Origin of the sequence: Vibrio sp. J1-1 (genome assembly GCF_021728395.1) — a bacterium.
Lineage (GTDB): Bacteria > Pseudomonadota > Gammaproteobacteria > Enterobacterales > Vibrionaceae > Vibrio.
In genome coordinates this window covers 282,218-307,690 of sequence record NZ_JAKKCM010000005.1, presented here as the reverse complement: position 1 = coordinate 307,690, position 25,473 = coordinate 282,218, and the positions used below count along the sequence as shown (strand labels likewise).

Below are 25,473 nucleotides of genomic sequence, written 5' to 3'. Positions count from 1 at the left end.
TTGTTATGGGTTTATTTTAACCAGCTTCCCAGTTACTGCAAGAAAGCCAGTAGTGAGGTAAACTCAGCGCCAGTTACCGCGATTTTTTATTGGAGCCTCCTTTTGCAACTGCAATTGATTTGTGAAGACCCGTCTCAACAGCCCCATCTTGATGAGCTTGCTGCTCGCTGGCAGTTGTCTCATTCTGATGACAGTGACTTTGCTTTGGTACTGACTGCCGAACGCTTGGAGTTGCGTAAAGTGGATGAGCCTAAGTTAGGCGCGATTTTTGTCGATTTGATTGGTGGAGCGGTCGGGCATCGTCGTAAATTCGGTGGTGGCAAAGGTCAGGCAATTGCAAAAGCTGCTGGCTTAAACAAAGGCGCAACACCAACGGTTCTGGATGGAACAGCCGGTTTAGGTCGAGACGCGTTCGTTCTGGCATCTCTGGGCTGCAAGGTTCAGATGGTAGAGCGCCATCCTGTGGTTGCCGCTTTGCTGGATGATGGCTTAGCTCGTGCGAAACAAGATCCAGAAATCGGCGTCTGGGTGTCTGAGCGAATGTCGTTAATTCATGCTTCCAGTCATGATGCACTAGAAAAACTGGCGCAAGACACTGATTTTGTAAGGCCAGATGTGGTCTACCTTGACCCTATGTACCCACATCCGGAAAACAAAAAGAAATCCGCACTAGTGAAAAAAGAGATGCGCGTATTCCAATCTTTGGTTGGCGCTGATTTAGATGCGGACGACTTGCTAGAGCCCGCAATGGCATTGGCTACCAAGCGTGTTGTGGTGAAGCGTCCGGACTACGCCAATTGGCTTAGCGATGAAAAACCAAGCATGGCGATAGAAACGAAAAAGAACCGCTTCGACGTTTATGTTAAAGCGTCTATGGCGTAACTTTCTGACTCCCAAATCTTTCTGTTCATAGCGCGAATTTTCGCGCTGTGATCCAGCTTTTCTTTCGTGACAACGAACGAGATTTTCCACTTGCTAATTCGGCAGTCTGACGGTATATCTAAGTAAGAATTATTATTATTTCATGTGTCAGTGAAGTAATAGTTGGCTATTTGGAGTCGTCGTATGGCTAAACGTTTATGTAAAATGAATCGCAAACAGATCGCGACCAATCTTGGTGATATCCACCGGTTGGTGGTAGCACCAAAATTTGTCTGTCGCTCGTGCGCGCGCTCTTCTGCTTCTAAAAATACCTTGTGTAAGCCAGCGGCTATTCCGCCGCAAGCATGCCAAGATAAGCCACTTCACGAGCAGCAAGCCTGTGGTCTGCTGGCTGAAGCGCTTCCAGCAGAATCTATTGCGGTAACTCCAAAGCAAAGCGCAGAAAAAGCGGCGATTGTTAAACGTGTGGTCGAAAGAGTAAAAGAGAAAAAACTGGCTGCTAAAGTGGCAACTTCGGTCACTCTGAAAGCGCCAGACCTATTTGACTTAGCAGATAAAAAAGCGCTCAAGAAAGCCAAAAAGACGCTTAAAAAGCATTACAAGCAACAGAAGAAGCTACTTAAATTAGCCAAGAAGCAGCAAAAATTGCTCAAACGCCAACGTAAGTTAGAGGCACGCAATGCCAAGTTGGAAGTGATGTTGCCAACGCCACAAGCGCTCATGAGTGAAAGCTTGCAGGCCAAAGTGCATTAATCGAATCAATAAAAAACGCTCTCCATGTGGAGAGCGTTTTTTATGGTCTGTCGTAAGTTACTTATTTGCGTAATTCATCTCAACGCGCTTTTTCACCCAAGTCTCGTTCACCCACAGTGAGAACATGATAATAGCACCGCCAACGGCCAGTCGCACAATGTCGACATCTCGGTTCCAAATTACAATGTTGACAATCAAGCCTGCTGGAACCAGCGCATTATTCATTACAGCAAGCGCACCGGCATTCACTAGAGTAGCGCCTTTGTTCCATGCAAAGTAACCAAAGCCAGATGCAATCAAGCCAAGGTAGGTCAAAATGCCCCACTGGGTAGCGGTGGTTGGTAGCTTGTCTACATTTCCCATCAATGCAAATGCGACTGTTGCGACGCACAGAGCTCCCAAGTAGAAATAACCAAATACAGTATGCTGTGGTAGGTCGACTGGCTCACTTTCCATAATGTACTTGTAACCCACCTGACCGATGGCAAAGCATAGGTTAGCGCCTTGGACGACCAAAAAGCCCAGTAGGAAGTTTTCGTTGATGCCTGCAAACTTAATCCATGCCGCTCCCAAAACAGCAATCAATGCCGTGATCAAATACCAAGGCGAAAAGCGACTTTTGAGCAAATCGTAAATCAGCGTAACGTAGATAGGTGTGAATACCGTGAACAGCAGAACTTCTGGTACAGAAAGGAGTAGGAAGGACTGATAGTAGAAGCAGTACATCAAACCGAGCTGGAAGCCGCCAACGATCATCAATTTGGCGATCAGCGATTTAGGTACGCCACGGAATTTCAGAAACGGAATAAATACGATGCTGGCGAGCGCCACACGCATAAATACCGAAAACCAAGAATCAACCTGACCGGCAAGATATACGCCGATCAGGCTAAATGAAAATGCCCAAAGCAGGGTGACTGCAGATAGATAAGCCATGGATGAGAACTTTTATCAATAACAAATGTGCCAGCAGTCTAACCAAGTTTTTTCAAAGCGCCAATCAGTCTTTTAGCGGTATGACCAGCATATCGACGGGTGACCGATTAATTAGCTGGCGTGTCGCAGATAGAATCTTGCTCCAGAAATCCTGGTGATGACCACAAACAACCAAATCAATGTTGAAGTCCTGGATGGTATCGCAAAGCTCATTACTTAAATCACCACTGCCGACTAAAGTATGGGTGATCGGGTACTCGGCGTATTCCGTGAAATTCGCTAATTGAGTACGCGAGGCTTCCATGGCTTGGTGTTGTGCTTCAGCCATGTTGATATCGATAAGCCCGGTGTAGAGCTCGGCATAGTTCACATCGATGTGAATGAAAGAGACTTTCGCATCCAGAGGTTTAGCCAGAGAAACGGCTTTCTTAATTAACACTTTACTGTCGTCTGACAGGTCAACTGCCACAAGTATGTGTTTGTAACTCATATTGCTATCTCCTTGTAAGGTCATATACCCAAGCAACCTCGAACTGACCTATTGCTTAGTCTTTTACTTCTGCATCTTGAAGTCACTTGGGTATAGTTTCAGATTAGCACTAACCTCCAATAAATTTTGCTAAAGTGATCCCATATCAATATTGTAGGTACAAAGTCTTAATCTGCTAATCATGTTATAGTTGTATGAAATGCAGGAATATAAACAGGAGCTGACATGCTGTCTCAAACTATGGTCGAACAATTGAATGAGCAAATTAATCTAGAATTTTTCTCATCCAATCTATACTTACAAATGAGTGCTTGGTGTGAAGATAAAGGTTTTGAAGGCGCTGCTGAATTTCTACGCAAGCACGCGGTAGAAGAGATGGAGCACATGCAACGCCTATTCACCTATGTAAGTGAAACCGGCTCAATGCCAATTCTGGGCGCGATTGATGCGCCTAAGCATGATTTTGCAAGCTTGGGTGATGTGTTCCGTGAGACTTATGAACATGAACAAATGATCACAGAGCAAATCAATAAGTTGGCGCATGTGGCATTTACAAGCCAAGACTACTCAACATTTAACTTCCTACAGTGGTACGTAGCTGAACAGCACGAAGAAGAGAAGTTGTTTAAAGGGATCTTAGATAAGATCGAACTCGTTGGTGAAGATGGTAAGGCATTGTTCTTCATCGATAAAGATCTAGCTCAAATGGCGAAAGAAGGTTCATCTTCAATCATGGATGCTCCAGCTGCATAAAGCGTTCCCGGCGCGATAAGTAGCGATTAAAAGACAAAGCAGTGATTGTCTTTTTCTCTTGAGCATTGTTGAAGGTGTAGGGAGGAAAAGATGATCAGTGGAGACACAATCTTATTTGCGCTAATGGTAGTAACCGGAGTCAATATGGTCCGGTATCTGACCACTCTTCGTTCTTTAATACACATTATGCGTGAAGCCCATCCGCTGTTGTACCAGCAAGTGGATGGTAATGGTTTTTTTACGACTCATGGAAATGTCACTAAACAAGTGCGTTTGTTCCACTACATCAAGAGTAAAGAATACCATCATCACCATGATGAGGTATTTACGAGCAAGTGTGAGCGTGTGAGAGAGTTGTTTGTCCTTTCAACAGCTTTACTTGGTGTGACGCTGCTTGCGGCTTTTATCCTATAAATCGGATACGTGAAGGCCTTCGTTCGGTGCTTGGAATTTAAGCGCTTTTCCCGGTAAACATTTCTCGGTAGAATGTCGCCCGAACAAAGCAAGGATGTGCATTGAGCACATCCTTTTTTTATTGTTTTGGATTTTGGATAGAGCCTAAGAGTTACCGATGAGTAAGAAATTTGATGTAGTAGTTATTGGCGCAGGTGCTGCGGGTTTGATGTGTGCTGCAGAAGCCGGTAAGCGAGGCCGCAGTGTATTAGTGCTCGACCATGCGAAAAAACCTGGGCGTAAAATTCTTATTTCTGGCGGTGGCCGTTGTAACTTCACGAACTATGACGTGTCGGCAAATAACTACCTATGCCAAAACCCTCATTTCGTAAAATCGGCATTGTCTCAATACACCAATTGGGATTTCATCGCTATGGTCAGCAAGCACGGTATCGAGTTTGAAGAGCGTGACCATGGGCAGCTGTTCTGTGTGGATACATTCACGGCGAAAGACATCGTAAAAATGTTACTTTCGGAGTGTGATATGCCGAATATTCAGCAGCGCTATCAATGCGACGTTCACTCTATCGAAAAACTGGACGCTGGATTCCGACTGCATGCAGGCACGGAAGTGGTTGAGTGTAAATCATTGGTTATTGCCACTGGTGGTCTATCAATGCCAAAACTGGGTGCGACGCCGTTTGGCTATAAGGTCGCACAGCAATTCGGACTTCCTGTTATCTCAACCACCGCAGGCTTGGTGCCATTTACCCTGCACAAAGAAGACAAAGAGGATTTTGCTGATCTGTCTGGTATTGCTGTGCCAGTAGAAATCACGGCTGAAGACGGAACCATGTTCAAAGAAGCTCTGCTTTTCACTCATCGAGGCTTGTCAGGTCCTTCTGTTTTGCAGATCTCTTCATTTTGGCGAGCAGGGCAAAAGGTTTCGATTAATCTGGTGCCTAATGATGATGTTGCTGTTCTGCTGGAGCGTAGCCGCGAGAAGCACCCAAATCAATCACTAAAGAATACGCTAGCGAAAGTACTGCCAAAACGCTTGGTGGAAGTGTTGATTGAACGTAAAGAGTTAACCGATAAACCGCTTAAGCAATTTAATTCCAAAGAACTGGCTGAGATTGTCGCGCATTTAGAAAACTGGAATGTTGCGCCTAACGGTACAGAGGGTTACCGCACGGCTGAAGTGACACTAGGTGGTGTGGATACTGACTATCTATCTTCTAAAACGATGGAGTGCAAAAACATCACAGGCTTGTACTTCATCGGCGAAGTCATGGACGTGACGGGTTGGTTAGGCGGCTATAACTTCCAGTGGTGCTGGAGCTCCGGTTTCGTTGCAGGGCAGTGGGTCTAGCGCTACGGACATTTTAGAACTGTGCTAACCGTCGTCTTCCACTCAAGACGACGGTTTGCAGATGTTAATTTAGAGCGGCTTCTTTCTCACCAGTCGTAACATACCGTGTTTCTTTGCCCCGACACCAGCAGTAGTAAGTGGTGTTTCAATATGTTTAAACAATATGCTGTAATAGTATTCAGCATAACGAGGTAGCGCTGAGTCTGTCATAACAATTAGACTGCGGTATGCATTTCCTTGACGATATGCAATAAAAGTATCAATGGTACTTTGCTCACTCTTGTCTCCCGTCCAATCTCGTTCAGTGTCAGCTAATGTGTTGATTTCATCTTCTGTTAAGCCAATTTTGTAGCTAAAAGCGGGGTAATAAGCGGGGAAACACGCTTCATTATAGATACTGAGTAACTGCTTAGTATTCGGTAAATGCCATGAGTGGTTCACCGTATCGATACGATGGTTTTCCGCCTCTACCGCTTCAGTTAATAGTTTGCGTTGGTTAGGGTTTTGAGGATCGTCTGGCGTCGGGTTTTCAGGCACCAGGGGAATACCGTCGCAATTTTGCTGATCGGCACTAAGGGTTTGACCAACAAAACAGTAGCTCCACTGTAAACCTGTTGCCGCATCATTGACGACTTTGTAATCACCTGCATCGGTGTTAATTATTTCATGGCTAAAGCGACCCTGTGGATTTAACTCGGCATCAGGAAGGCAAACCTGCAGCGTATCGGCCATACATGGGCTAGCCATAGCAAACACTAAGCCTAAACTTAAATATTTCACATTCGATTCCTTCTTACTGTTCGATCTTGAATCCATCACTGACTAGAACCAACGGGTTGTATGAGTGATCAGAGTGGTATTGAGCGTCCAACCAAATCGGACTTAAGGCTCTGTGTTGTTGTTGATCTAGGCTTTGTGTATCCAGCCAAAAACCGTGGAAGGTATCACCATCAACTCTTGGAAAGTTGAGGTGTGGGAAGAATCGGTTGTCAATATTATTGGCTCTGCTTTTACCGAAGTCGAATAGACCGTAAGCTTCAGTTAACGTTGGTAGTCGCCAGTTAGTTAGACCACAGCGTTTATCGTTATTGACCCATTTGATTTGGTTAGCTACCGTGCATTGTGCAGGGTTAGTGGAGACGATATTTAGCCCTGGAATGGTGCATGTTGCGCTAAATGAGTCAACGCCTTCTTTAGCTTGCATCACAAACATATTATCGTTGTCATAGATGCTATAAGAATCTTTTTCTTTGCGTTGGTGTTTGGTTTCCCAAATGAGCCCTGTTTGTGCATCGAGCACACATGTGAACGCGCGCTGAGTATAAGTAAGATCTTGACGAACTAACGGTTGGCCCTTGTTATCTAGTTTGACGTATCGAGCGCCTAAGATTCCGTCATGGTTGCTGTTTTGTGCCTTACCGCTGAGTGGGTCGCAAGCAGAAGTACTGTCTCTACCGCGAGAACTGTCATCGCCGTCAACGCCAGTGGTTATCCTAGAGTCGGCAACATGAATTTGGCGTGGTGAATACTCTATGACTGCGCTTGGAGCTCCAATGTTGCTTTGTACACGAATGTAATATCGTGAATCTAGGTTAAGCCCTGAAATGGTCGTTCTCTGCTTGTTGGTCGGAATGTTATGCTGAGCTTCGCTAATTTGGTTAAAGCTTTGTTCATCCCAACCAAGGGTATAGCCACTGGCACCTAACTGTGAATCCCAACCAATAGTGACCCAATGTCCGTTTGAGTTTTTCCCTTTCCCTTCGATGCGCAATCCTAACAACTGATCGTCTTGCATCACATTTTGGCAAGTCATGTCCAATAAGTTGTTAGGGTAGACAGTAACCCAGCGACCAGGGCGAGTACCGTGTGGAAAGTAATAGTCGTCGACTTCTGAATCACTTAACAGCGAGAGCATGTTTTGGGTGATGTGAGAGACATTGATGTCTAGGTTTTCGAGCAACACCTGACCTATTCGATAAGTTGATGACAGTCGTTCTTGCAATGTTTCGACATCTGGGTAAGTGTTGTTGTCGGTGATGGAGCCGTATTTGCCTGACATGTCAATTTTGAGTAGTGCCAGTAAGTCATCATATAAGTTGCCGCGCTCAATCAAATCAATCGTAGAGTTGAATAGCCTACCTTTCGCCTGCAACGCGATAAATGCAGCTAAAAACTCGACTTGCTTACGAGGCATTTGTTGAAATGTTTCGATTAGTTGCTCATGCTTCCATGGTGCCAAGTAGTTGATGTTGCCGTACTTAGATGCAGAGCTTTTCATCAGTAGCGCGGCTCTTGCGGTGCTGACGTAACCGACGTTTAAACGCTCCAGTTCCTTATATTCCAGAATCCCGTTGTTGTTACCTTCTTGCTCATCCAGTTTGGCAAGTTCACAAAACGAACCCAAAACAGAACGTAACTCTACTTTTGTTTTCTGGTCGCGAATATGGATGGTCAGCGTGTCCTGCATTTCGTCTGCGGTATACTCGTACTTATACTTACCTTCATATGGTCGTCCAGGGCGGCAACGAGAGTAAAAATTATCAGTATCACGTAGTGCAATCGTGGTAACAAAACCATTGTTCCCGCTCAGATCTAAAGAGTTCCGTCTATGGTCAGTGTCGGTGATGAGACTGAGTGGTTGGTGACGGACAGGATAGCGACCATTGTCAAAATATCCGTCCTTTTCAGGATTAAGACGACTGCCAAGCACGACTTTCAATGATGCTTGCTCCAGCTCCTTAGGAAAGCGACCACTGATACGCAAGTAACGTTCTGGTGCTAAAGCTAATATAGCTGGCTTCAGAGGGTGTTTATGGTTTGCATGGAGCAGCTTATTAACTTGGTGCTGGTGGTGGTAATGTTTCTGTAGTTCTACAGGAAGGCTGTTTTCAAGTTCTTGGTAACCCACAACTTGGCCGAATTGATCTTCATAGTGCTGTAACAGGGAGCGAGAAGGTTGGGTGCTGAGCTCAGAGAGGATACGTGCGCCGACGTCTGGTATGGAGTGATCGCCTGTCGGCCACTGCATTGGCCCAACGATGAACACGTAGTTAGCTGCTTTGTCCTCCAATGAATTTTTGTACACTTCGCGCATAACATCGGCACTAAAATGTAATGTACTCGTTTTGCCATCAGCCCTATCAAATACGCCAAGTTGTTGTTGAATGCGCGCATTGACTGAAACACGATACGTGCCCTCAAAGATGGTCGCCTCTCCGGAACCTGGGTTTAATGCATCAATCTGCTCGTCAACTTCTTGCCTTTCCCAAGAGCTTAGGGTGAGTTTTATGGGATCTTGTTTGCTCATCAGTGCGTACAGAGCGGCGAGTTCAAGTACAAGTTGCTGGTTATAGACGAGCTTGCCTTGTATAGAATATGTCTGCGCAGTACTAAGAGTAACTTGTTTGTTGGTGGCTTCTCGATCGTTGTCGCGGATGTGTAACGTCTTCATTTGCGCGGTATTGAGCGTGACAACCTGTGTATCCTTTGGCACATCAGGGTGACCACCGACTGACTCCCACTGCTTAGGTGTCAGCTGCAATGTATAAGAGCCATAATACCTCCGATTGTAACTTTCATCTCGTAGCGTATTTATATGATCACCTAAACTCTGCTTTTGCTCGTCATTCAACTCTATCAAGCTCGTTTTGCTGTTTTCTGAAAGGTAGTGGCGTACCTCTGCATATCGTTCAGCATAAGGCAGGTTGCTGTAGTGGCTTAACTCTTCCTGAAGCAGGTGTTTCGCAACGGTGTTGAACGCCATGGTCACGGGATCGAGCGATATTGTCGAGACTTCTGTCTCATTAACGGCTCCGTCATCATTACTATCCATCTTTAGGATATTGGCCAGGGTGTCCAATTCGGTTCTGAAATACGACGTTGACTTGTCATCCACATTCGTTTTGTTAGAGGCAGAATCTGCGTTGGCAGAAACTGCCGTCAACTTGCTGCCTTCTACGGTTACGATTTGGTCCAGTGGCCATTGCGACAACTGAAATTTGTATGCAAACCCTCCTTCCTCCATCGTACTGTGCCACTTCTCGCAAACCTGACCAGAGCAGACTTGAAATGCGTACGTATCGGTTTCCTGGCTGCCCACGACAGGCCCTGAAATAGTCAGATTTGACCGGTTGGTAGGTAGGGTTGGTGGTGTGACATTGCTACCGCTGTCTGGCTGAGTAGGAGTGCCTGGATTGGCATCTGAATCCGAGGTGGTATTGCCACCAGAACCGTTATCCACATTGGGTTTAGTTGGATCTGAGCCCGGTGGTTGGTCACTACAGCCGCTGATCGCCAGAGCGATTGTTGCAGACAAAACAAGCTGTCTAAAGAGCATGAATATTCCTTTATACGAAAATCAAAGCAAACAAGAAATAACGCAATTAGTGCAACAGTGTGCTTATTGGTTGAACCGTAAAATCGTCCGTTATTTCGCGAAGATAAAGAGGTTAATGCTAAATTAATTAATTTATACGATCTATGAATCTATGTTTTATCGATAAATTGGCATTTATTATATAAATGATATTGATTTTTACAACGGTATTGATAATAATTCTCACATCAAAAGAAAATTGAATGATTTTTTATAAAGGAATTGATCGTATGAATGGTTTTTTGTCACTAATTGAACGTTACATGCACGATGAAGAAGGGGCAACGGCGATTGAATATGGCATTCTCGCTGCTGGGCTAGCGGCTGGGATACTTGCGATATTTGGTTCTGATGGCTTGTTTATCAGTGCTTTAAAGGAAAAGTTTCAAACGATCATTGATGGTATGAACATGGGGTCGGGTGGCGAGTAATTATTATTTTTTGTTGCAAATTATTACGGTAGTCTTGTTGCTTGTTATTGCTTTGAGTGATGTTTATCAGCGTAAAGTCCCCAATATATTTTTGCTCTTGTTATTAATCGTTTGCGCCACTGTCACGCCTTTTTCTCTTCACTCACTTTTAGTCGGAATCACGATAGTGGTCTTTGGGGTGGTGGCTTTCCACTACCGTTGGCTGGGGGCTGGAGACAGTAAGTTATTGGCAGTATGCGCCTACGCCTCTTTGGAACAATGGTATTGGTTGTTATTAAAAACGGCTTTGTTAGGCGGAGTATTAAGCGCCGCGTATTTGCTGTTTAACTACTTCGCGCTAAGGGGAGTGATTGTGGCAAAACCGCAAACCACCGTGCCTTATGCGGTCGCTATATGTATTGCAGCAACCACCACTATTCACTATATGTAGTTTATACCCATCATGAAAAAGTTAATTTTTGTGCTACTCGGAGGAGCGACCTTGGTCGCAATGCTGGTGGTGGCATGGTTGAGTACAGCCTCACCCCAAACAGATAAGCCAGCCGAAATGGCGGTGAAAGAAAAAGCAGTTGTACCAAAAATCTTAGTCGCGAAATACGCCATCCAAGCGGGTGCATTACTGAAAGCAGAAGATTTCCGTTGGGCACCAATGCCATCCGATAGCAACACGCAACTTAACGACGTGTTTCTTGAAGGCTTTATCAAACCCGATGTACTGAAAGGCAGCTTGCTAACCCGTAGCTTGGCAGCCAATCAATCGCTTGCCGTCTCAGACATTATCCGCCCAGAGCAGAGTCAATACATGTCCGCGATGCTTTCGCCTGGCATGCGAGCGGTCACGCTGGAGATGAGCTTAGCAGGGATGAACTATGACTTGCTAAGGCCGGGCAATTACGTTGATGTCATCTTAACCAGCAAAAATGAGCATGCATCAGAGAAAGGCTTTGGAGAGGTCACCAAACGCGCCACCAGCGTGATTCTCGAAAACACGCGTTTGCTCGCGATCAACAATATCCTGACAGATATTGTCAGCGGCCCAAAACACCAAAATGACAGCGACGTGTCGATGGGATCGGGGGAGACCTTACCGGTCACTTTTGAGGTCACTCCAGAAGGGGCGCAACGTTTGTTGTTAGCCAAGACGTTGGGGGATTTATCTCTGATCCTTCGCGGCTATCAGCAGGACGAACGGTCATTGACGACGTCAACCATGGCCACACTTTGGGATGAAGAGTTATCGGATAACCATCACCCGGATCGTAAACCTCAGCACACCATTCGTATTTTCAGTGGCGAAGATATCCGCACCCAAGAAAAGAGCACAACGAGATAAATCATGTCCTTGCTTCGAAATTTTATACTGTACGTATCGCTTGCTTTGTCTGTCTCGCCGTGGGCGGTAGCAGCAAGTCATACGCTGAATCTCACTATCAACCAAAACCGTCTGATCACGGTCAACGATGATGTGAAAGATATTTTTGTTTCTGACCCCAATTTGGTGGTGGTTCACGCGCCTTCTAACCGTCACGTAATGGTGTCTGGTAAAGCGCTGGGTGAAACCGACATCCTAGTGCTCGGAGACAATGCCCGAACACTGGCGCACTACAAAATAGTGGTTGCCGCCGACCTGTCTGAGCTGGAGCGAGCGGTGCAACACGCGTTTCCCGATGCCCAAGTGACGTTTGCTCATAGTAAAGGGGCTATCGTCGCGATGGGTGAAGTGGCCAATGCACTTCAGGCGCACGAGATCCTTAGCATAGCGTCGGGGTTTGCTAAAGGACTACAAGAGGGAGACGAACAAACTTTAGCTGCGCCAACGAGCGAAAGTGCTAGTAGCGGCGGCCGCGGTGAAGGTATGGCCAAGCCGGGCGGTGGCATGGGCGTCTACCCATTGGTGGTTAACCAGCTTAAAACGGCAGGCAGTGCCCAAGTGAATATTTCTGTGCGTATTGTTGAAATGGAACGCTCGACCAGCGAACAACTCGGCCTGCGCTGGAGCTCGATCGGCAATATGCGTTGGGGGACATGGGACACGCTGCAAGCGGCATTGGGTGTTACTCCGGGCAATAAATTTCCTTCCAATACATTGCCGTCGGGAAACGGTCAGCATGGCTTAAATGTCATCATTGATGCCTTGGTTGAAGACAGTTTGGTCAACGTGTTGGCAGAACCTAACTTGACGGCAAAATCGGGTGAAGCAGCAACCTTTATGTCTGGTGGCGAGTTTCCTTTCCCTGTCGACAACAGTGACGACGGTGTGAGTATCGAGTTTAAGCGCTTTGGTATTTCTTTGGAGTTGACTCCAACTGTGCTGAGTAACAAACAGATCAGTCTCACCGTTGCGCCGGAAGTCTCTACGTTAAGTCGCGAGCACAGCGTCTCTATTGCTGGTGTCGAAGTTCCAGGTATTGAAAGCCGCCGCGCCACCACAACGATTGAGTTGGCCGATGGCCAGAGCTTTGCGTTGGCAGGTCTGGTGAGAACCTATCAAGACCATAAAATCGAAGCGCTGCCATTTCTTGGCGAAATTCCTTTCCTTGCACCACTTTTCAGTAGCAACAGCTTTAAGAACTCGGAAAGTGAGTTAGTCATCATCGCGACTGCTCACTTAGTTGAGCCAACCAGCGATCCGAGCGAACTAACTACGCCGCTAGATCGCTTCCGTCCTGCCAATCGATTCGAGCGTTTGTTCTTACGTGATATGGGTGATGACCACGACGCCAGTCAGCGTTTATTTGGTAACTATGGATACAACTATTAAGGATGATGATGAAATTCGCGAAATTAGCTTTGAGCACATTGCCGCTTTTATTGGTGGTTGGTTGTCAGCGTCCGTACGAAACAGTCACGCATGCAACCTTTCAGGATAAAACCTCATTTAAGACCACTGTAGCCCAAATAGAGTTAGACCTGAAAAACATCCTGAGCCCAGTGAATAAACGTGAAGAGCAGGGACACATTCACCTCTCGTTACAAGGCGGTAATTTGGATCTGCAGACACGACAAAAACTGCGCACTCAGTTGACCGAATATCTTCATTTGCCAGTGCAGATGACTTATCAGTCGGATAAGCAGAATCAGATCTCTGCTGAGCTTGAGGTGGCGCTCGTGCCAGATACCTGTCGTTACAACCGCCAGGCGTTACCTGTTTCGGCGCATGCTTGCCAGCAGCTGCGTAATCACTACCTGAGTGTGGTTAACAAATCGACATGGCGCCACGGGGAAGAGTATCAAGAGCATAACAGCGCCCTGACGACCGGGGCGGTACAACGCTTGTTCAATAATCAGCTTAAATCGGCAGAAAGACAGCCGGTGACAGGAGAGTAAGTCGTGACTGAAAGAGTATTTAATGTTGTCGCGTTTGTTCTCGATAACCATAGCCAACAAGTGCTTGAGCACCTAAAAGGTGACTTGACCACGCAAGACATTCAGGTCAACAAAGGTGATATTGAAGCAGCCAGGCTTTGGTGTGTCAAACAGGGTGCGCCTGACTTACTCATCGTTGACGGCGGTGACTGTCTGGGACTGGAAGCAGCGCTGCGTAAACTGGCGGAGTATTGCCCGCCGCAGATGAAGCTGATTGTATTGGGTAAAAAACAAGAAGTTGCGTTATACCGTAGCCTAATGTTTGCGGGTGTGAACGACTACCACACCACGCCGTTAGATGCCGATGCGATTCGATTGAGCTTACTGCACCTTCAAGGACACCAAGTTGCCAAGCCATTGCGTCAGGGACGCGTGATTTGCGTGCTTGGCAGTACTGGTGGATGCGGCGCGAGCACCATTGCGGCGAACTTGGGTTACTTTTTAGCCGAGAAACAACATCAGTTTGTCGCCTTGGTTGATTTTGACCTGTTCCACAGCCAACACCCGATCCTATTGGGCGCCGATTACGACCCCCATTTGGAACACATCATTGCCGACGCTGAGCGTATCGACGAAACCTTGCTTGCACACAGCAGCCAGCAACTCACCAAGCGTCTTCATCTGTTTTACGGTCAGGACAGCCAGTTGCCACACGATAACGTACTGCAACCTGCGGAGACCATTCAGGCTCTGGCGGAGCACTACGCAACGGTGATTGTGGATGTGCCAAACCTTAACCACCCGGCGATGCCCGCGATCGTCGAGCAGGCAGACAACTGTATATTCGTCACCGATTACAGCCTGAACAGTTTCCGTTATCTGGCCAAGCTGCGAGCCAATGCGCCGCTGAAACACCAGCGACAAATCTTAGTCGGCAACTTGTGCCGTCATGCCAAAGGTCGAGTGCCTAAGCAAGAAATTACCAAAGCGCTGGGGTTGGAATTGAGCGTTGAGCTGCCGTTTGACGCTAAAGCGTTTGATAAAGCGGAAAGAACAGGCAAGCCACTGTTGGCAGAGCGTTCAAAATTCAGCAAAAAAATCCATCAATTAGGCCAAGTGCTGGGTGCCGCTTCGGCGGAGCAGAAAGGGTAAGTCGATGTTTAAGCAAGATGTGTTAACCCACAAGAGCCGCAGCCACGAACTGCTTTCGATGACCGATGACGCCAAAAGTGCGTTTTACGAACTAGTCGACCCATCGATTGCCGCGAGTTTGTCCCGTGATGAACTGCTGCCGCGTGTCAAAGACGCCCTCAATGTCATTTCTGGACGGAAAATGCTGCCCTATAACCGTCAGGAGCTGGCGGTTTTAGGCTTACAACTGGTCGATGAAATGGTCGGTATCGGCCCGATTCAACCCTTGCTCGAGGACCCAGATGTGTCCGATATCTTGGTCAATGGCCCTAAAACAATCTACGTCGAACGACGCGGCAAGCTAGAAAAAACCGATATCCGTTTTCGCGATGCCAAACATGTACTCAACGTTGCCCAGCGGATCGTGAATGCGATTGGTCGCCGGGTCGATGAATCCAACCCGATGGTGGATGCGCGCCTAAAAGACGGCAGCCGCGTCAACGTGATCGCGCCGCCTTTAGCGCTGCACGGGACCTGCATCTCGATCCGTAAATTCCCCGCCAGCAAGTTGATGTTGTCGAATCTGGTTAACAACGACAGCCTGTCAGAGCAAATGGCGGAATTTCTCGCATTGGCGACCTACTGTCGCTGCAATATCTTAATCTCCGGTGGTACAGGTTCGGGTAAAACGACCTTGCTGAATGCGCTGAGTCGGCACATCAGTGAAGACGAACGTATTCTGACCATCGAAGATGCCGCCGAACTGTCCTTGGCGCAGCCACATTGGGTACCGCTTGAGACCCGCAATGCCAGTACGGAAGGTAACGGAGAAGTGACGGTACGCGATCTGGTCAAAAACGCACTGCGTATGCGTCCGGATAGAATCGTACTGGGTGAGGTTCGTGGCGCAGAAGCATTCGATATGTTGCAAGCGATGAACACTGGTCACGACGGCTCCTTGTGTACCTTGCACGCCAACAATCCACAAGATGCGATCGTGCGCTTAACCAATATGCTGCAAATGGGCGGAGAGCGTTTGTCCGACCATATTATTCGTAGCCAGATCGTCAGCGCAATTGACCTCGTGGTGCAGCTTGAGCGGATGCGCGACGGTCGTCGTCGGATTACCGCCATCAGTGAAGTGGTGGGGATGAACGGCGAACAAATTGAACTCAGTCCGGTGTTCCGTTTTGAACTGATCCGTGCAGAACAACAGCATATCTACGGCCGATTTACCGCTCAGTCGGTGTCAGAGGCTTTGCTGGACAAGGCGGCACATTTTGCCAAAGAAGACGCATTGCGCCAGTGTGTGGAGAAATTGCAGTGAAGTTAATGTTTGTCTTGATTGCCTTCTGGTTGGTGGCGGGCGGGCTGATCTGGCAAGCCATCCAACGTCAGGAGCATTGGCAACGTCAGCTTAAGCGCTACACCTTGTTGAATTTGGATATTGAGGCCGACCAACGTCAACCGTTCTGGTGTCACTGGCTTTGGTATCAAAACCTGCAAACTTTCGTTAGTCCAGCCAAGTTAAGGCAATGGCAGTTCGGTTTGGCGGCGTCCTTGTTATTGGCACCAACGGTACTTTGTTTTAACGGTATGGACTGGTATGTGGCATTGCCGCTCAGCCTAAGTACAGCGTTGCTGGTGGTGTGGTTTGCGTATCAACAGTTGCAGCAGAAGGCCAAAGACCAGTTTCGCGACGAACTACCCGATGTCATTGATGGCTTAATCCGAGCGTTGCGTGTTGGCGCGCCGATGGCGGATGTATTTCATGAGATGGCGCAACAACATCAGGGCGTGACCGCTCGTTTGTTTGACAGCATGCATGATGAGCTGAAAGTCGGCCAAACGCTGGATGAAGTGATGAAGAATGCCGCGCAGCGTATGCCGATCGCAGAGTTTCGCTTTCTAACCATTGTACTCAGCTTGCAGCAGGAAACGGGTGGCCGTTTAACCGGAGTGTTGGAGCGGTTAGGGCATACATTGAGATCGCGCGCTGAGCTCAACGCCAGTATTCAGAGCATTACGTCCGAGTCACGCAGCTCCGCCAAAGTGCTCGCCGCACTACCAGTTTTGGTGTGTCTGGTGCTGTTTACTACCGGTCGCGAGCATTTTGAATTTCTGATGACCTCGAACGGTGGGCAAATCGTCATGGCGTATGTCGTCGGCAGTATTTTGGGTGGATTGTACCTGATCCGTCGTATGACTCAGTTAAAGGGATAACTCATGGTGCAATGGTTCGTCTCGTCAACCTCACTTGCCGCTCTGTTGGTCGCTGGTGTGGTGTTTATGTCTGTGTTGTTGTGGCTGTTTTTGTCCCAGCAATCTCAAAGTCGTTGGCAAGCGCAATGTGAGCGCTATTTAAATCTTAGTGATGATACCGCAAGAGTGGAGGGTTCCTCGTCTTCTTTTTTTGCTGGGTTGGGTGTGTTGTACCCCACTTCTGATAAAGAGAAACAGCGCCTACAACAAATGTTGGAACACGCGGGCATTGCTTCGTCTACCGCGTTAAATACGGTGCGTGGCGCCAAGCTGTTTCTCGGCTTGTTTAGCGCCAGTGCCGCTCTGATTTGGCAGGCGGTATCTGGTGAGCTGTTCGATGCGTATACCCTAATGATGACGTTAATCGGTTATGTGCTCGGCTCCAATTTGCCCGAATACTGGTTGCGTCGCCAAGCCAATCAGGCGCAACAAAAGCAGCAGCACGTTGTACCCGATGCAATCGACCTGATGGTGATCAGTGTTGAAGCTGGGTTGTCACTGGAGCGCTCACTGGAGAAAGTTGGTCTGTACTTGCTTGATGTTGAGCCGATGTTGGCGCGGCAGTTATTGCGTACCCACGCTGAGATTCAGGTCCGCGGAGAATCTGCCCAGTGCCTGAAAAAGCTTGCGTGGCGCACCGGGCTGAAAGAGCTCGAACGTCTCGCCAGTACGCTAGCGATGGCCGAGCGATATGGTTCTCCGTTGGCAGAAACCATGCGCACCATCAGCGCGGATGCCAGACAGTTGCGCAAAATGGCGTTGCAGGAGCAGGCCGGTAAGCTGCCGGGACGCATTACGCTGATCCAAATGGCTTTCATTATGTTGCCACTGATGGTGCTGATCGTTGCACCGACCATGAACCTGTTGTTGGAGAGCTTAAAATGATGACGACAAACCCTATCAAATGGCTGTTGTTGGTCTGTCTCAGTCCTTTGCTATTCGGCTGTGCGACAGCGGGCAAAGTGAAAAAGCAAACCGAAGACAATACCCAAGCCCTTGCCGAAGCCGCGTTTAACTATGGTCAGTATGGCAAGGCGGAGCAGCAGTATCTGAAGTTGCTTGAACTGTCGCCAGACAATCTCAAATACCAAATGATGTTGGCTCGTAGCCAGTACCGTCAGGACAAGAAAGAAACCGCGATGGCAAAACTGCGTTACGTCTGTGCGCATCCAGAATCTATTTCGGCGCAGGCGTGTATGTACCTTGGCCGCTATTTGTTGAGTAACGGTCGTGTAACCGAAGCCACCGAGGTTTACAAGGTCGGACTACCCAAAGCAAGCGACACGCAGATCGAGGCGCAACTGCATAATGGTTTGGGCATCGCTTTGCTGGATGGTGACGCCCAGCGAGCTCGAACGGCATTGCAGCAAGCTATTTTGCTTTCACCGGACAACCCACATTTTCGCTCCAATCTAGCGATCAGTTATTTGCATGACAATCAGGTCGAGAAAGCGCGTACAACGTTTTCTCCGTTATTGGCATATAAACAACTACCCCAACAGGTTGAGCTGAATTTCGCGCTGCTATTACTGGCAGAAGGCAACGAAGACGAGGCTCGAGCGTTGCTTGCGCGTCATTTACCTGCGAGTGAAGTCGAACGAGATATGTCGATCTTAGCCTCTCGTCTGACTGCGATTCGGAACGCACAATGAATCCGGGTCGCTCTCGTCAGCGTGGCGTGATCAGCTTAGAAACCGCGTTGTTGTTTCCAGCAGTACTGGCGGTGTTACTGGCCTTTTTTGATATTACGCGTGTTCACTTGCAATACAGCTTGCTCGAACACGCAATGCGCAGCTCGCTACGGGTTTTATTGGCCGAAGATTGGCGTAAAAAACCGCTTAATTCGACGGTCGTTAAACGCATGATTGACGATAAGAGCTACGGTTTTATCGACAACGTGAGCGTAGACATCATCCTCTTTGAGTCGCTTGAAGAACTGCTCAACGTCAAGCAACAAGAGGAAGATAAGAGCACGGTTTTTCGTCCGAGAGATCCGGTGTTTCGTGTCACTGCGACGTTATCTACCAAAATGGAATTCAGTCCGCTGGCTACCTTGTATCCAGAGCCGCTGGTGTTTACCAGCACATTGATCGCTTCTAAGGATTTACCGTTCGATTAACTATGCCCAGATATCCCATGTTTGAATCTCGTACACACCGTTTGCGTGGCAGTGTCAGTCTCGAAGTCGCGCTCATATTGCCGATGCTGCTGACCGTTATCGTTGCTGCATCAGAAATACTGACCATTCTTCGCGTCGAACAACGGTTGGTAAATCTTAATTACAACATTCTTGAAATGGTGGGGAATCGCCGTACCTTGACGATAGATAACAACATTGCGCAGCTCCCCTATTTTACTGACTTTGCTGAGCAGCAGCTCTCTCACATTGCTAAGGGGGAAGTCAGCCTCTCGATTGCGATGTACAACGCCGGGACTAAAGAAACGACACCCGTTATGGTCAGTGCGCGTTGTCCGCTCAGTCAACAGTGGCCAGATTTTGAGTTAGGGAGCCTGGTGGAAGTGGCGTTGTGCTATCGACCACATAGCAGCGTGAGCGGTAATGCGATTTGGAAGCTGTGGCCGAGCGGTCGCTTTCATTCTTATATGATTAGGGAGACTAACTGATGCGAAGTCTGTCTGCCCTTCCTTTATCGTTACATGCCCAGCTTGGGGTCGTGTCGGTGTCGGCAGCGATATTTCTTGCCGGAATGCTGACCTTTTTCAGTTTTGTGTTGCTGGTGGTGGTGACCAGTACGACTGACAGTCGGTTGTCGATGTTGGCGGATGCAGTGCTTTACTCTTCATCCGACAGTCGGAGTGCTCAGCAGGATGCCGAGCAGTTATTAAATGCCAATGTCAGTGATGAAAGCACGGCGCTATCAACACCACTTACTCGGCTGGATAACCGGGAAAAGATAACCAATGTCACCGTAACGGGAAAGGTTCAATCGAGCAAGCTGGTTTTGAATGATGAGCTGCATGCTGGGGATTTAAGTATTCTTCATCAAGCCAGTTCACGCTTGCACCAAACCACGTTGGAAATTGTCGTTATGCTGGATGTCTCGTCTTCTATGAAAGGCATGCCCATGGGTCTAGCAATAAAAGGGCTACGAGACTTTGCCGACATTTTATACGCTCAAGAACGACGAAATCTGAGTAAGACCATCAGCATCGTGCCAGCAACTGGCTATATCAACATAGGCTGGCGCCCCAACTTTCTTAAAACTAGCGCACTGGCTTTCCCGCGAGGTCTGCGCCCACTCGCTAAAGAACAAGGTTGGAGTAACTTATTGAGTGCCGGTGTACCAGGCCGTTGGCGTGGTGCAATGTGTATGCAACTGCCTGAAAATCAAGATGGGCTAACTCACGCAGGTGCAATCACTCCTGATTGGACTCGCCGCCTAGAACTTGGGCCCGAGCAACAAAATTTGAGGTTTAAGTTAGAAAGTCAAATTAAGCCGCCGATCGAACGGTATGAGAATGGCATGCCACTGCATGAATACTACTCAAGCGAAAACAGTGACCCATACAATCCCAAATGGAAGCATTTACTTGGACTGTTTGATTCAGCAGATTGCGGTGCCAGCAGTATTCAAGCGTTTATGTCGAACCATCGCGAGTTTGTTAACGGGCTGAAAACGATCTACCCAGAAATGAACACCAATAACGCAGAGGGGGTGATGTGGGCCTGGCGTTTACTTTCTCCAGAATGGCGTGGCTTATGGGATAAAACCAAACGCGAATTGCCACGCGATTACGGCCTAGACACAAATAAGAAAGTCATGGTGCTGTTCACCGATGGCGACCACTTAGCTGAGCCTGTAATGCGCGACAAAAAGCAGGTTGCGCTATGCCGAGAGATGAAGCGCAAAGGCATCGAAATTATCGCGGTGGATTTTAACAACCGTTCGCCTGCAATGAAATCTTGTGCCAGTCCTGGTCAGTACTATCAAGCGACCAACCGAACCATCCGAACCGTATTACAACAAGTGGCCACCACACTGAATAAAATTGAATTGGTGGAATAATAATCATTTTGAAAGGAATTGTATGTCGTACCGAAAAGAGCAATTAGAACGTTTACCCGAAAAGATTCAGAGATTTATTCAGCAGTTTTCAACCGCTCAACTGGGTACCGTAGATGCGCAAGGCACACCGCTGGCGAGTTACGCTCCGTTTGTTCGTCAGGGCAACGACTTTGTCATGCTCTTGAGCACTGTGTCGCAACATGCTCGTAACCTGCAGCACACTCCTAGAGCGTCGTTGATGTTAGTCGAACCGGAAGATAAGGCGCGTCACTTATTTGCTCGCGAGCGATTGGTTATTGATTGCGATGTGATTTGTATCGATAAGCACAGTGAAGAAGCCGCGCCGCTCAAGCAACAAATGCAGCAAAAGTTCGGCGAGATCGTCGAGCAGTTGTGTGGCATGAAGGATTTTAGCTTCTATCGTTTTTCGCCACGCTCGGGCAACTACGTCAAAGGTTTTGGTCAGGCGTTTCGTCTTGATGAAACACTGCAACATGCAGTGCATCAGACGGAAGGTCACACCGAAGAAGAAAAGCAGTTACAACCAGCTTAAAAATTGCGAGGGCAACCTCGCATTTTTTTAGATAACAATAGCGCACAGCAGTGTCGGCTAAAGCGCAGTGACATTCAGTCCTTCATTACAACAGATAATCTACAAAATGAATTGGAACATGATTAAAAGATATACCTTTTTGACCATAGGGGTCAGTGCGACTGGGCTGGGTATGGTTGGTGTGTTTATTCCATTATTGCCTACCGTTCCTTTTGCGCTGCTGGCGCTCTATTGTTTTAGTGTCAGCTCGCCCCGCTTTCAGTCTTGGCTGTTAGCTAACCGCTTGCTTGGCCCAACGTTGAGAAACATCAAAGAGAATCGCGGTCTCAGCATAAAAGAAAAGGTGCGAGTATTGATAGTGGTGTGGGGTTCGATATTGGCGACCGTCTTGTGGTTGCTCGATGAGCGCCCATCTGCGCAAATCACATTATTGGTGATTGCGCTTATCGAAACCTACGTGATTGTGCGTTACAAAACGCGCTTGGCGCTAGCTGAGGAAAACAAATGATAGGTCGAATTCCTCAAACCGCTAAACCTTGGTTACTGGGAACGGTAAGCAGTGGTGTATTGGTAATTCTTGGTTTAGTTGGCCAGTACTGGCTGGTGAGTCGAGTGTTCAGTGAAAACTTTGAACATATCGCCATACAGGTGTTATTGGCGGGTATGACGCTATTAGCGTTGCGCTTTGGTGTGATTATTGTCCATCGTTACTTGGGGGCAAAAACGGCGCAGCAAGTGAAACGGTCAATACGCGCTCAATTGCTTGATAAGTTAGCCGATTTAAAGCCCGCTCAAATGAAACCTGAGCTACGTGGCAAACTCAATTACCTACTCGGTGAAGGGGTAGAAGTGCTGGACTTGTATTGGGGATTGTTTGTCCCGCAGTTTTTTATCGGTCTGCTCGGCCCTTTGTTGGTGTGCCTGTTTATTGCATTTATCGACCCTTTTTCTGGCTTGATCTTGCTGCTAATGATCCCTGTTATTCCTGCCATTTTAATGCTGGTCTTTAAACGCTTTGCCAGTGTCAGTGCGACCTATAAGCATAACTTGGCACGGCTAACCGAACTGTTTACCCAGAGTTTGCATGGCTTACCCGTATTAAAACTGTACCAGTATTCCAAGACCTGGGGAGAGGAAATTGAACAACATGGTGAGACATTACGACGCTCTACCATGTCTCTACTCAAAACCAATCAACTGGTGATCTTATTGGTTGATTTGCTGTTTTCTCTGGGCACGATAGTCGCGGCATCGCTATTAGCGATCACGCGTTATCAAGCGGGTATCCTCGACGCGGCGTCGGCAGCTTTCATTATTCTGGCTAGCGTTGAGCTGATACGTCCATTGTCTTTAATGGGGGCATTCTTCTTCGCCGGTGCGCTGGGACGCGAAGTGCAGGCGGACGTACAGCAAATCTTGTCTTTGGACGAAAATGAACCCCACCACCTTACACCACAAAATCATCACATTGCTCTTGATATACACGGTTTAACCTTTGGTTATCCTCAGCAAGAAAAGTTGTTTCAGCGTGTCGACTTAACTGTATACAAAGGCGAACTGGTGGTGCTGCAAGGGCCAAGCGGTTGCGGTAAATCCACCTTGTTCAAACTGATCCGTGGTCAATTGATGCCCGATGCGGGTGTGATTACCCATCAGTCGGTGGGTTACTTGCAGCAGATGCCGTATGTGTTTCATCAGACGCTGGAAGATAACTGTCTTCTAGCTTCGCCTAGCGCTTCAAAAGATGACGTGCGTGATGCGCTAAAACAGAGTGCGCTGGACGAATGGCTCGAACATTCCGAAACACTTTCACTTCAGCCGGGAGAAGGCGGCAAGCACATCTCCGGGGGGCAGGCGGCTCGGCTTGGTTTATCTCGAGCATTTTTATCCGATCATGCGCTGATGTTAATTGACGAGCCAACCCGTCAGTTGGACGAAGCGAGCGAACAAAAAGTGATTGATGCGCTTCATCAACTTAAGCAACAAGCGGGCGTACTGGTGATCAGTCATTCACCGCGAGTCATCGCTCAAGCGGATCGTGTGGTGGATATCAGCGGTTGGCGCGATGCCACCAAATTCAGAAGCTCGGAGGCCTGGGCATGATTAATCAGTTATTACACCTTGCCAGACCACATATGATGCCGCTTGGTTTGTCATTGGTTTGTCGGATACTAAACCAGTTAGGCACCATTGCTATCCTCGTTGTGGCGGGGCAATACGCACAACACTTGTTTCTTGAGCAACCTGTATCGATTTGGCCACAACTGCTTTGGCCATTGTTATGGATTGGTATCGGCAAAGCAATCTGTCGTTACATCGAGCAACTTTCAGGGCATAACGCTGCGTTTCGTATCCAAGAAGACTTACGTAACCAAGTGTATTGGCGACTAGAGCAACAAGCGCCGGACAATATTCACGACTTGTCGACTGGTGATTTGACCGCGCGGGTGGTATCGGACATCGAGCGCATTGAGGTCTTTTATGCCCACACCATTGTGCCTGTGTTGTCGGCGCTGGTGGTGTCGCTGTTGGTCACCGCTTACGGATACTGGTTAGTTGGTTCAGTGGCAATCGTCTTATGTTTGCTGTTACTGATCGTGGGTGGCGTGCTGCCTACGTGGCACCTTAATCGCAGCAGCAAGCTGGGGCAGGAGATTCGCAGTCAATTTGGCCTGCTCAATACCTTGCTGACCGACGTGGTGTCGGGTTTCAATGAAATACAAAACTGGTCAGCGATGGCGTTTTTTCAGCGCAAAGTGTCTAAACAAGGACGAGTACTTCAGCGTTTGCATAACGCCTTAGCGGTGCGAAATGGTATTAAGGATGCGCTGACAGATTTATCCATCGGTAGTGGCTTTGTCGCCATGATTGTGCTGGCTTGGTGGCAGGGTGAGTCACTATCGTTAACGGCGTTGTGTTTGTATGCAGGTGCTTTCGGCCCGGTACTCGCTTTGACGCGAACCTTTGAAGACTTGCCGCAGACGTTTCCTGCTTGTCGTCGAGTTTTGGCGATATTGGAAGCAGAGCCATCAGCAGAGCTTAGTGAGAGTAATAGCGTTCCAGCGGCAATCCACTCTGATGCTTTACTCAGCGTCGAAGACTTAAGCCATCGATACGGTGCAACAACAGACTGGTTGTTTGAGGACTTATCGCTTGCGCTTTCTGCGGGAACACATTTGGTCATCCAAGGGCAAAGCGGTAGTGGTAAGACATCACTGCTGCGTTACTTGGCGGGTATTTACCTTTCCGACACGTCGCCTTTACGCTTTAAAGGCGAAGCCATTACTCGTTTGAATCGAGAAGCGGCTTGGCAGCAAATCAGTTATGTACCTCAGCAGAGCGTGATTTTCCCTGCCTCTTTGCGCTACAACTTATCACTAGGTGGTCACTATAGTGACGAGAAACTGATGCAAGCGCTACGGCTAGTCTGCTTAGAGCCAATGTACTGTGCATTAGCCGATGGCTTAGATACGGAATTGGGGCTTAACGGTACTCGTCTTAGTGGCGGGGAAGCGCAGCGGGTTGCGTTGGCGAGAGCGTGGTTGCGTGATACTCCGGTGTATTTGTTGGACGAAGCGTTCAGTGCTTTGGATAAACAGACCGAACGAGTTATCCGCCAACGTCTTAGCCAAGATTGGCAAAACAAATTGGTGGTGGAAGTGGCGCACCAGCCGCAGGGGTTAAACCCGCAGTGTCTACGCTGGCTAATGAAAGAGGGCCAACTGACAGCATTAAGCTAATAAGAAGAGACAAAAATGCCGGAATTCTCCGGCATTTTTGTGGAAATGGGTTAAACACACCTCAACCC

General features: G+C 48.0%; 26 protein-coding genes. 22 read left to right on the top strand and 4 right to left on the bottom strand.

The window, feature by feature from the left end; all coding sequences use genetic code 11:
- Positions 1-102: 102 nt before the first annotated feature.
- Together L3V31_RS10765 and L3V31_RS10760 are read left to right on the top strand one after the other, a co-directional pair.
- Positions 103-882 carry a class I SAM-dependent methyltransferase gene (locus L3V31_RS10765; protein ID WP_237316055.1) on the top strand — a complete coding sequence of 260 codons (780 nt, stop codon included), beginning with the start codon at positions 103-105 and terminating at the stop codon, positions 880-882.
- A 183-nt stretch (positions 883-1,065) separates the two neighbouring features.
- Positions 1,066-1,635, top strand: a complete 570-nt coding sequence (locus tag L3V31_RS10760; protein ID WP_237316053.1) for a hypothetical protein — start codon at positions 1,066-1,068, stop codon at positions 1,633-1,635.
- A gap of 57 nt (positions 1,636-1,692) precedes the next feature.
- Here L3V31_RS10760 and L3V31_RS10755 read toward each other — a convergent pair whose 3' ends face one another.
- Complete coding sequence (locus L3V31_RS10755; protein ID WP_237316052.1) at positions 1,693-2,571, bottom strand: carboxylate/amino acid/amine transporter; 879 nt, start codon at positions 2,569-2,571, stop codon at positions 1,693-1,695.
- Positions 2,572-2,635: 64 nt separating this feature from the next.
- Positions 2,636-3,061 carry a universal stress protein UspA gene (uspA, locus tag L3V31_RS10750; RefSeq protein ID WP_237316050.1) on the bottom strand — a complete coding sequence of 142 codons (426 nt, stop codon included), beginning with the start codon at positions 3,059-3,061 and terminating at the stop codon, positions 2,636-2,638.
- Positions 3,062-3,286: 225 nt separating this feature from the next.
- On the opposite strand from uspA, the gene ftnA reads away from it, so the two are divergent.
- From ftnA to L3V31_RS10735, 3 genes are all read left to right on the top strand, one after another.
- Positions 3,287-3,814 (top strand): non-heme ferritin, encoded by a 528-nt coding sequence (gene ftnA, locus L3V31_RS10745; protein ID WP_014230472.1) that lies wholly within the window; start codon positions 3,287-3,289, stop codon positions 3,812-3,814.
- A 90-nt stretch (positions 3,815-3,904) separates the two neighbouring features.
- Positions 3,905-4,228 carry a universal stress protein UspB gene (uspB, locus tag L3V31_RS10740; protein WP_014230473.1) on the top strand — a complete coding sequence of 108 codons (324 nt, stop codon included), beginning with the start codon at positions 3,905-3,907 and terminating at the stop codon, positions 4,226-4,228.
- A gap of 157 nt (positions 4,229-4,385) precedes the next feature.
- On the top strand, positions 4,386-5,579 hold the full coding sequence (locus L3V31_RS10735; protein ID WP_237316049.1) for an NAD(P)/FAD-dependent oxidoreductase: 1,194 nt from the start codon (positions 4,386-4,388) through the stop codon (positions 5,577-5,579).
- A gap of 69 nt (positions 5,580-5,648) precedes the next feature.
- On the opposite strand, the gene L3V31_RS10730 is transcribed toward L3V31_RS10735, so the two are convergent.
- The gene (locus L3V31_RS10730) at positions 5,649-6,359 is read right to left on the bottom strand and encodes a hypothetical protein (RefSeq protein ID WP_237316047.1); all 711 of its coding nucleotides are present in this window, start codon (positions 6,357-6,359) and stop codon (positions 5,649-5,651) included.
- Positions 6,360-6,372: 13 nt separating this feature from the next.
- Positions 6,373-9,915, bottom strand: coding sequence for a DUF1566 domain-containing protein (locus L3V31_RS10725; RefSeq protein WP_237316046.1), 3,543 nt, complete (start codon positions 9,913-9,915; stop codon positions 6,373-6,375).
- Positions 9,916-10,184: 269 nt separating this feature from the next.
- On the opposite strand from L3V31_RS10725, the gene L3V31_RS10720 reads away from it, so the two are divergent.
- From L3V31_RS10720 to L3V31_RS10640, 17 genes are all read left to right on the top strand, one after another.
- Positions 10,185-10,385, top strand: a complete 201-nt coding sequence (locus L3V31_RS10720; protein WP_053411030.1) for a Flp family type IVb pilin — start codon at positions 10,185-10,187, stop codon at positions 10,383-10,385.
- Positions 10,375-10,815 carry a prepilin peptidase gene (locus L3V31_RS10715; RefSeq protein ID WP_237316044.1) on the top strand — a complete coding sequence of 147 codons (441 nt, stop codon included), beginning with the start codon at positions 10,375-10,377 and terminating at the stop codon, positions 10,813-10,815. The genes L3V31_RS10720 and L3V31_RS10715 overlap by 11 nt, the downstream gene beginning before the upstream one ends.
- Positions 10,816-10,827: 12 nt before the next feature.
- Positions 10,828-11,718 (top strand): Flp pilus assembly protein CpaB, encoded by an 891-nt coding sequence (cpaB, locus tag L3V31_RS10710; RefSeq protein WP_237316043.1) that lies wholly within the window; start codon positions 10,828-10,830, stop codon positions 11,716-11,718.
- 3 nt (positions 11,719-11,721) lie between these two features.
- Complete coding sequence (locus tag L3V31_RS10705) at positions 11,722-13,146, top strand: type II and III secretion system protein family protein (RefSeq protein ID WP_237316042.1); 1,425 nt, start codon at positions 11,722-11,724, stop codon at positions 13,144-13,146.
- Positions 13,147-13,154: 8 nt separating this feature from the next.
- Complete coding sequence (locus L3V31_RS10700) at positions 13,155-13,712, top strand: pilus assembly protein FlpD (protein WP_237316040.1); 558 nt, start codon at positions 13,155-13,157, stop codon at positions 13,710-13,712.
- 3 nt (positions 13,713-13,715) lie between these two features.
- Complete coding sequence (locus L3V31_RS10695; protein WP_237316039.1) at positions 13,716-14,843, top strand: AAA family ATPase; 1,128 nt, start codon at positions 13,716-13,718, stop codon at positions 14,841-14,843.
- Positions 14,844-14,847: 4 nt separating this feature from the next.
- Entirely contained in the window at positions 14,848-16,149 is a 1,302-nt protein-coding gene (locus L3V31_RS10690; protein WP_237316037.1) for a CpaF family protein, read from the top strand.
- Positions 16,128-17,045 (top strand): type II secretion system F family protein, encoded by a 918-nt coding sequence (locus L3V31_RS10685; RefSeq protein ID WP_237316036.1) that lies wholly within the window; start codon positions 16,128-16,130, stop codon positions 17,043-17,045. The genes L3V31_RS10690 and L3V31_RS10685 overlap by 22 nt, the downstream gene beginning before the upstream one ends.
- Positions 17,046-17,048: 3 nt before the next feature.
- Positions 17,049-17,969 (top strand): type II secretion system F family protein, encoded by a 921-nt coding sequence (locus tag L3V31_RS10680; protein WP_237316035.1) that lies wholly within the window; start codon positions 17,049-17,051, stop codon positions 17,967-17,969.
- Positions 17,966-18,736 carry a tetratricopeptide repeat protein gene (locus L3V31_RS10675; protein ID WP_237316034.1) on the top strand — a complete coding sequence of 257 codons (771 nt, stop codon included), beginning with the start codon at positions 17,966-17,968 and terminating at the stop codon, positions 18,734-18,736. Before L3V31_RS10680 ends, L3V31_RS10675 begins: the two co-directional genes overlap by 4 nt.
- Positions 18,733-19,203 carry a TadE/TadG family type IV pilus assembly protein gene (locus L3V31_RS10670; protein ID WP_237316033.1) on the top strand — a complete coding sequence of 157 codons (471 nt, stop codon included), beginning with the start codon at positions 18,733-18,735 and terminating at the stop codon, positions 19,201-19,203. Before L3V31_RS10675 ends, L3V31_RS10670 begins: the two co-directional genes overlap by 4 nt.
- Positions 19,204-19,205: 2 nt before the next feature.
- Complete coding sequence (locus L3V31_RS10665; RefSeq protein WP_237316032.1) at positions 19,206-19,709, top strand: hypothetical protein; 504 nt, start codon at positions 19,206-19,208, stop codon at positions 19,707-19,709.
- Complete coding sequence (locus L3V31_RS10660) at positions 19,709-21,112, top strand: VWA domain-containing protein (protein WP_237316031.1); 1,404 nt, start codon at positions 19,709-19,711, stop codon at positions 21,110-21,112. Before L3V31_RS10665 ends, L3V31_RS10660 begins: the two co-directional genes overlap by 1 nt.
- A gap of 22 nt (positions 21,113-21,134) precedes the next feature.
- Complete coding sequence (locus L3V31_RS10655; RefSeq protein ID WP_237316030.1) at positions 21,135-21,665, top strand: pyridoxamine 5'-phosphate oxidase family protein; 531 nt, start codon at positions 21,135-21,137, stop codon at positions 21,663-21,665.
- A 118-nt stretch (positions 21,666-21,783) separates the two neighbouring features.
- Positions 21,784-22,173, top strand: coding sequence for a YbaN family protein (locus L3V31_RS10650; protein WP_237316029.1), 390 nt, complete (start codon positions 21,784-21,786; stop codon positions 22,171-22,173).
- Positions 22,170-23,768 carry an ATP-binding cassette domain-containing protein gene (locus L3V31_RS10645; RefSeq protein WP_237316028.1) on the top strand — a complete coding sequence of 533 codons (1,599 nt, stop codon included), beginning with the start codon at positions 22,170-22,172 and terminating at the stop codon, positions 23,766-23,768. The genes L3V31_RS10650 and L3V31_RS10645 overlap by 4 nt, the downstream gene beginning before the upstream one ends.
- Complete coding sequence (locus L3V31_RS10640; RefSeq protein WP_237316027.1) at positions 23,765-25,405, top strand: ABC transporter ATP-binding protein; 1,641 nt, start codon at positions 23,765-23,767, stop codon at positions 25,403-25,405. The genes L3V31_RS10645 and L3V31_RS10640 overlap by 4 nt, the downstream gene beginning before the upstream one ends.
- The last annotated feature ends 68 nt before the right edge of the window (positions 25,406-25,473 follow it).

Bases quoted from the DNA above. Each gene is read 5' to 3' on its own strand.
- L3V31_RS10665 (WP_237316032.1), top strand. From the start codon at position 19,206: ATGCCCAGATATCCCATGTTTGAATCTCGTACACACCGTTTGCGTGGC.
- L3V31_RS10690 (WP_237316037.1), top strand. From the start codon at position 14,848: ATGTTTAAGCAAGATGTGTTAACCCACAAGAGCCGCAGCCACGAACTG.
- L3V31_RS10655 (WP_237316030.1), top strand. From the start codon at position 21,135: ATGTCGTACCGAAAAGAGCAATTAGAACGTTTACCCGAAAAGATTCAG.
- L3V31_RS10680 (WP_237316035.1), top strand. From the start codon at position 17,049: ATGGTGCAATGGTTCGTCTCGTCAACCTCACTTGCCGCTCTGTTGGTC.
- L3V31_RS10660 (WP_237316031.1), top strand. From the start codon at position 19,709: ATGCGAAGTCTGTCTGCCCTTCCTTTATCGTTACATGCCCAGCTTGGG.
- uspA (WP_237316050.1), bottom strand. From the start codon at position 3,061: ATGAGTTACAAACACATACTTGTGGCAGTTGACCTGTCAGACGACAGT.
- L3V31_RS10705 (WP_237316042.1), top strand. From the start codon at position 11,722: ATGTCCTTGCTTCGAAATTTTATACTGTACGTATCGCTTGCTTTGTCT.
- L3V31_RS10700 (WP_237316040.1), top strand. From the start codon at position 13,155: ATGAAATTCGCGAAATTAGCTTTGAGCACATTGCCGCTTTTATTGGTG.
- L3V31_RS10640 (WP_237316027.1), top strand. From the start codon at position 23,765: ATGATTAATCAGTTATTACACCTTGCCAGACCACATATGATGCCGCTT.
- L3V31_RS10720 (WP_053411030.1), top strand. From the start codon at position 10,185: ATGAATGGTTTTTTGTCACTAATTGAACGTTACATGCACGATGAAGAA.
- L3V31_RS10650 (WP_237316029.1), top strand. From the start codon at position 21,784: ATGATTAAAAGATATACCTTTTTGACCATAGGGGTCAGTGCGACTGGG.
- L3V31_RS10725 (WP_237316046.1), bottom strand. From the start codon at position 9,915: ATGCTCTTTAGACAGCTTGTTTTGTCTGCAACAATCGCTCTGGCGATC.
- L3V31_RS10735 (WP_237316049.1), top strand. From the start codon at position 4,386: ATGAGTAAGAAATTTGATGTAGTAGTTATTGGCGCAGGTGCTGCGGGT.
- L3V31_RS10755 (WP_237316052.1), bottom strand. From the start codon at position 2,571: ATGGCTTATCTATCTGCAGTCACCCTGCTTTGGGCATTTTCATTTAGC.
- uspB (WP_014230473.1), top strand. From the start codon at position 3,905: ATGATCAGTGGAGACACAATCTTATTTGCGCTAATGGTAGTAACCGGA.
- cpaB (WP_237316043.1), top strand. From the start codon at position 10,828: ATGAAAAAGTTAATTTTTGTGCTACTCGGAGGAGCGACCTTGGTCGCA.
- L3V31_RS10645 (WP_237316028.1), top strand. From the start codon at position 22,170: ATGATAGGTCGAATTCCTCAAACCGCTAAACCTTGGTTACTGGGAACG.
- ftnA (WP_014230472.1), top strand. From the start codon at position 3,287: ATGCTGTCTCAAACTATGGTCGAACAATTGAATGAGCAAATTAATCTA.
- L3V31_RS10670 (WP_237316033.1), top strand. From the start codon at position 18,733: ATGAATCCGGGTCGCTCTCGTCAGCGTGGCGTGATCAGCTTAGAAACC.
- L3V31_RS10675 (WP_237316034.1), top strand. From the start codon at position 17,966: ATGATGACGACAAACCCTATCAAATGGCTGTTGTTGGTCTGTCTCAGT.
- L3V31_RS10760 (WP_237316053.1), top strand. From the start codon at position 1,066: ATGGCTAAACGTTTATGTAAAATGAATCGCAAACAGATCGCGACCAAT.